This is a genomic window from Fodinibius sp., assembly GCF_041642155.1.
Lineage (GTDB): Bacteria > Bacteroidota > Rhodothermia > Balneolales > Balneolaceae > Fodinibius.
In genome coordinates, this window is the sequence record NZ_JBEPWZ010000179.1 from 1 (window position 1) to 6,006 (window position 6,006).

The window sequence follows — 6,006 nt, forward strand, 5'->3', positions numbered from 1 at the left end:
ATTTCAGGGAGCCGTATATGGATCTGCCGGATCCCGATTCCTTCGGTCTCCGTGATTACACGCCCAAACTGAGCCTCGACTATATCGGCGCCAGCGGGGGACTCGGTGTTTCAAACCAGTTGGGGGCGGGTGCGGCCGGCGGCATTACCATGCGGTTCAGTGATATGCTTAACCAGCACCGGCTGATAACCAGCATCAGGGCACAGGGGAGACTGAAGGATATCGGGGGACAGGTGGCTTATCTGAATCAGGATCACCGCTTTATTTACGGGGCCTCTGTCAGTCACATGCCATACCGGACCACTGCAGCGGGCGTTACGGAGGATACCCTGTCGGTCGACGGGGAGGAAGCGGTCCTGCCGGTCGTGGAGCGACTCAACCGGAGAACCTTCCAGGATCGTATTTCATTGCTGGGAATGTACCCGTTTTCCAGCACGCAGCGGATGGAGTTTTCCACCGGGTGGTCCCATATCTGGTACGACCTTGAACTGCGGAGAACATTCTATAATCAACTGGGTCAGCCGATCGACCGGACGAAGGAAAGCCTGGACACCCCGTCCCCCCTGAATCTCTATAGTGCTTCTACGGCCTATGTGGAGGATAATTCGATCAGTGCTTTTACCGGACCCGTACGCGGACACCGGCTTCGGCTGGAGCTCACGCCGACCACCGGCTCGTTCAGCTTCCTGAACGCACTCGCCGATTATCGCCGCTATTTTTATATGCGTCCCTTTACTTTTGCCGTCCGGGGACTTCATACCGGCCGCTACCTGCAGGGGACGAAAGCCGAAGAGGAGCTGTCCCCTAATTTTGTCGGCTATAAGACGCTCATCCGTGGCTATAACTACGGATCCTTCAGTCCGGAAGAGTGCGGGCAAAGCCGGCAGGAGGGGTGTGCCGTCATAGAACGGCTGTATGGCAGCCGAATAGCGGTAGCAAACATGGAGTTCAGAATACCGCTGTTGGGTGCTGAAGAGCTGGCGCTGTTCCGCTCGCGTACCGTCCCTACCACTATTGCGCCGTTTTTTGATGCTGGCTACGCCTGGAACCAGGATCATCCGTTCAGCTTCCGGGATCTGAAATGGAGCTCCGGGGAGACCGGCGAACGGGTCCCGGTATTCAGTACGGGTCTGAGTGCCCGGGTGAACATACTGGGTTATATTGTAGCCGAACTGTATTACGCTATCCCTTTTCAGCGGCCCGACCAACCCGGCTACGTAGGATTTTCAATTTCTCCGGGCTGGTAGCGGGTCTCCGGAATGGCAGCGAAGAAGCACGGGCGGCGGCATCACCATGGGTTCAGTGATATGCTTAATCAACACTGGCTGATAACCAGCATCAAGGCACAGGAATGGCTGATGGATAGCGGGGGGCCAGGGGGACTTCCCCGGATCAGGGTGACCTCCGGGCCTCTAATTGCTTTGTTTTATAAAACCTGGCAGCGTAGTATTTAGAAACGCATACAACTTTATTTACTTTCTTAAAAAATAATTTGCTAATAAAATAGATCTTTTTTAGACTGAAATAGATACGATAAACAACAGGGATATTGCAGTAAATTAGAAGGGTTACTCAGAAGTAAAAGGGATACAAGCTTTCCAAAGTAAAAGGGATACATGGAAGCTTTCCAAGTCGTGTTTTAAATACCTTTACCCGCCTTGTTTTTATTACTGCTATGCTTAATCGGTTAAGCACGAGATGGTCGTTGATTAAAATAACCAATAGCTTTAAAATATAGAGGATGGTTGTATGGGAAAATCAATTCAATCGTTAACGCTATTCGTAAGTTTTCTGCTCACTCTTTTTTTAGGTACTGCTGTGTCGGTACAGGCCCAGGAGATCGGCGGGACCGTTACAGATGCCAATTCGGGTGAGACACTGCCCGGCGTGAATGTCATCATAAAAGGTACGAGTACGGGAACTTCCACCAATGCGGAGGGTAATTTCAGTCTTGAGGTGTCCTCCCTGCAGGATACGTTAATGGTCTCTTTCGTAGGGTATCAGACCCAGGAAGTACCCATTAACGGGCGCAGTGAAGTCGATATCGAACTGGTTTCCGAAGCCATAATGGGTGAAGAGATGGTGGTTGTGGGTTATGGAACCCAGGAGAAGGTGAATCTTACGGGCTCGGTATCAAACGTTACCAGCGAGAGACTGGAAAGCCGTTCCATTGCCAACACGGGAGAGGGACTCCAGGGCGTTATTCCCAACCTGAATGTAACGGTTCCCAATGGGGATCCCGCTGAGAGCCCGAGCTTTAATATCCGGGGATTTGAATCCATTAATGGCGGGTCCCCGCTGATTCTGGTGGACGGCGTGCCCATGGATATCAACCGGATCAATCCCAATGACATCGAGAGTATAAGCGTGCTGAAGGACGCCGCCGCTTCCGCTGTCTACGGGGCCAGGGCCGCTTTCGGGGTTGTGCTGGTGGAAACGAAAAGCGGGCAGAATACGGGTAAGGTGAATGTCTCGCTGAATACCCAGTGGTCGATGGCGAAACCGATATTCAATATGAATCCGGTTACCAATCCCCATGATTTTGTTCAGGCCCGCAACAGAGCGAATATCCGGACGAGCGGGGTGCCAAGTTACGATGAAGCCTATGTGGAAGGGACCAGGCAGTGGGTGGAGAATCCCTCGAAAGAGAATGCCTGGGACGTGGTTGACGGGGAACTCCGGTTCTACGGTTTCAATGATTATCACAACCGGATGATGACTGACTTTGCACCGACCCAGCAGCACGATTTGAGCATTTCGGGAGGATCCGAGAATTCGACCTATTACGTCTCACTGGGCCACCTGAACAAAGACGGCTACCTGAAACCCGGGAATAATGAAAATTTCAAACGCTATAACATACTGGTGCAGGCTGATTTCGATGTGACGGATTGGCTGCGGCTGGAAGAAAAGGTGCAATACAATTCCGAACTTAGCGACAAGCCCCATTTTTACAACTGGGATGTGAATATCAATACCCTGGCCAGGGTAAATCCCATAATGCCTGTACAGTTCCCGGACCTGGATCACTACCTGGAACCCGGCGACCGCGAGCAGTATGAGCAATACGTCGGCATGTATTTCGGGGGCACCAACTTCTTCCCGTACCTGCTGAACGGGGGACGTACGACGTATACCAACCACGATACCTGGCTTACCCAGGGCGTTACCCTGACACCGCTGGAAAACCTGACTATCCGATCTGATTTCTCCTATAATATTTACAATCGCGATTATCGGGACGTGGCAAGCAAAATTGATATTGTCTCTACGGACCTTACGGATCCGAACCCCGTAAGCAACGGGTTCAGCGGTGACGACTGGATTCGGGAAGATGGCGATTCCAATAAGGGGTATGTATTTAACGTATATGCAGAGTACAACATGGACCAATTTTCGAATCATAATGTAACGGCCATGGTGGGATTCAACCAGGAATGGACCCAGAACAAGTACGTCGGTTCCCAGGCCCGCTCTCTCATAACTCCCGCGATTACGGATGTGAATGCCACGGTGGGTACCCAGCAGACCTTCGGTAGCAGTTCGCATGTTGCGCTGAGAGGGGCTTTTTACCGGCTGAATTATAACTATAAGGAGAAATACCTCATTGAGAGCAACGGCCGCTATGACGGTACCTCGCGGTTTCCTGAAGACGACCGGTTTGGCTTCTTTCCTTCGGTGTCAGTAGGCTGGAGGATTTCAAATGAGGGTTTTATGTCCGGCACCGAAGACGTTATGGACAACCTGAAAATACGGGCTTCCTACGGTGAGCTGGGGAACCAGTCGTTAGGAAGTAACTATTACCCCTATATCCCTACCATGGGTATCGGTCAGTCTCCCTATATCATGTCTGACGGACAGATCCCTTACGTATCCGCCCCGGGACTGGTGAGCCCCACGCTGACCTGGGAGACGGTCGTTTCTCAAAATATCGGTCTGGATTTCACCATGTTTGACGAGCGGCTCGAAGCTTCATTTGACCTGTATACCCGGGAGACGAAAGACATGCTGATGGATGTGGAATACCCGAGTATCCTGGGTACCGATGCCCCGCAATCCAATGCCGCCGATTTAAAGACCTCCGGCTGGGAATTGGAATTGACCTGGCGCAATGCAGTCAGCCCTGATTTTAATTACGATATTACCCTGGCCCTGTCCGACTGGACCTCAGAGATCACAAAATATGAAAATCCGTCGGGTGCGCTTTCGGAATATTATGTGGGACAAAAAATCGGGGAAATATGGGGCTATGAAACCGTCGGTATTTTCCAGGACGAATCGGAGGTGGAGAGTGCCCCCGATCAATTCAATATTGGAGCTAACTGGCGGCCCGGAGACATACAATATGCCGATTTAAACGGGGACGGGCAGATCAGTCCGGGCAGTAACACTTTGGACGATCCCGGTGACCGCAAAGTGATTGGGAATAGTACCCCAAGGGGAAGTTTTGGGATCAACACGGGTATCAGGTATAAAAATTTCAGGCTGGTAACCTTCTTCCAGGGCGTCATGAAAAAAGACTACTGGCCCTCGTCCGGTAACTGGACCTGGTTCTTTCCGTTTAATGCCGGTCATGTGGAAGAATATTTTATCACCGACACATGGAGTGAAGATAACCGGGACGCCTATTTCCCCGCTCCCCATATTTCAACCAACGACAAGAAGAATGTGCAGGTGCAGTCCCGCTACCTGCAAAATGCCGGGTACATCAGGCTGAAGAACATACGGCTGAGTTACACGCTGCCCTATGACCTCATGGAAAGGCTCGGGATAGCCAACGCTCAAATCTTTTTTACCGGGATGAACCTGTGGGAGTATTCTCCGATACGCGACCCCCTGGATCCCGAGACGCTGCAGGGAGGCATCGGCGGTTATGGTGGAAACGGGGCTATTGAATACCCCATGCAGCGTATCTTCACCCTCGGCGCACAAATCTCGTTATAATTTAAAAAAGACTTGATATGAAAACTTATAGAATAACATTCAGTGTACTTTTTGTCGCGATCTTTCTTGTCAATGGTTGCAATGACGATTTTCTTACCAGAACGCCGTTGGATGAAGTCAGCAGCGAAACTTACTGGAATACGGAAAACGATTTGAGGGTATATAATAACAGCCTGTATGACCGGGCGAGAGATGATAATGACATCCCTATTTTGCAGGGGCATCACAACGGATTCGGAAGCCATCAATTCAGTATCTGGTTCCAGGATGAATTCGCAGATAATATGGCTCCAGTGCATGAGCGGCACAGTCGTTTTCAACAGGTCCGGGCCGGCAAACATAATGTGCCTTCTGGTCCGGAGTGGTTCGGCTATAAAGGCTGGGATTTCATCCGGTCCATCAATGTGGGACTTGAAAATTACGGCAATGCAGACATCGCCCAGGAGGTAATAGATCAATACGCCGCCGAAGCCCGGCTGTTCCGGGGATGGTTTTATGCCGAAAAAGTACAAAAGTTCGGGGATGTCCCCTGGGTGGATCAACCGTTGAATATTGATTCGGAAGAATTATATGCTTCGCGTACTCCCCGGGAGGAGGTGATGAATAACGTGCTTGAGGATCTGAACTTTTCCGCGGAGCATCTCCCGGACGACTGGGGAGACGGCAATGCCCCCGGCAGGCTGAACCGGTGGGCTGCCTTGCTGGTAAAATCACGGGTGGCCCTGTTCGAGGGAACCTGGCAAAAATATCACGGGGGATCCAATGCCGATATGTGGCTCCAGGAAGCTGCCGCTGCAGCAAAAGAAGTGATGGATGACGGACCCTATTCGCTGTATAATACGGGGGATCCTGAAAATGATTATAATGCCTACCACCGGGTGCTCGATCTCAGCGGAAACCCGGAGGTCATGTACTGGCGAAAATACCAGCTGGGCGTATTTACCAACCACGTGCAGTCCTATTTCAGTTATACCGGGGGGGTAACCAAAAGCATGGTCGAGGATTATTTATGCACGGACGGGCAGCCCATTACGGTGTCGAATCTGTACCAGGGGGATAACG

4 protein-coding genes are annotated in these 6,006 nt (G+C 51.3%); all 4 read left to right on the forward strand.

Going from position 1 to position 6,006, the window contains the following annotated elements:
- Positions 1-1,247: BamA/TamA family outer membrane protein (locus ACESLU_RS10350; RefSeq protein ID WP_372638577.1), on the forward strand; the 1,247-nt coding region annotated here is incomplete at its 5' end.
- A gap of 12 nt (positions 1,248-1,259) precedes the next feature.
- Entirely contained in the window at positions 1,260-1,454 is a 195-nt protein-coding gene (locus ACESLU_RS10355) for a hypothetical protein (protein WP_372638578.1), read from the forward strand.
- Between the two features lie 295 nt (positions 1,455-1,749).
- Positions 1,750-4,944: a SusC/RagA family TonB-linked outer membrane protein gene (locus ACESLU_RS10360; RefSeq protein ID WP_372638579.1), complete on the forward strand. Its 3,195-nt coding sequence runs from the start codon at positions 1,750-1,752 to the stop codon at positions 4,942-4,944.
- A 17-nt stretch (positions 4,945-4,961) separates the two neighbouring features.
- Positions 4,962-6,006: RagB/SusD family nutrient uptake outer membrane protein (locus tag ACESLU_RS10365; protein WP_372638580.1), on the forward strand; the 1,045-nt coding region annotated here is incomplete at its 3' end.

Bases quoted from the DNA above. Each gene is read 5' to 3' on its own strand.
- ACESLU_RS10360 (WP_372638579.1), top strand. From the start codon at position 1,750: ATGGGAAAATCAATTCAATCGTTAACGCTATTCGTAAGTTTTCTGCTC.
- ACESLU_RS10355 (WP_372638578.1), top strand. From the start codon at position 1,260: ATGGCAGCGAAGAAGCACGGGCGGCGGCATCACCATGGGTTCAGTGAT.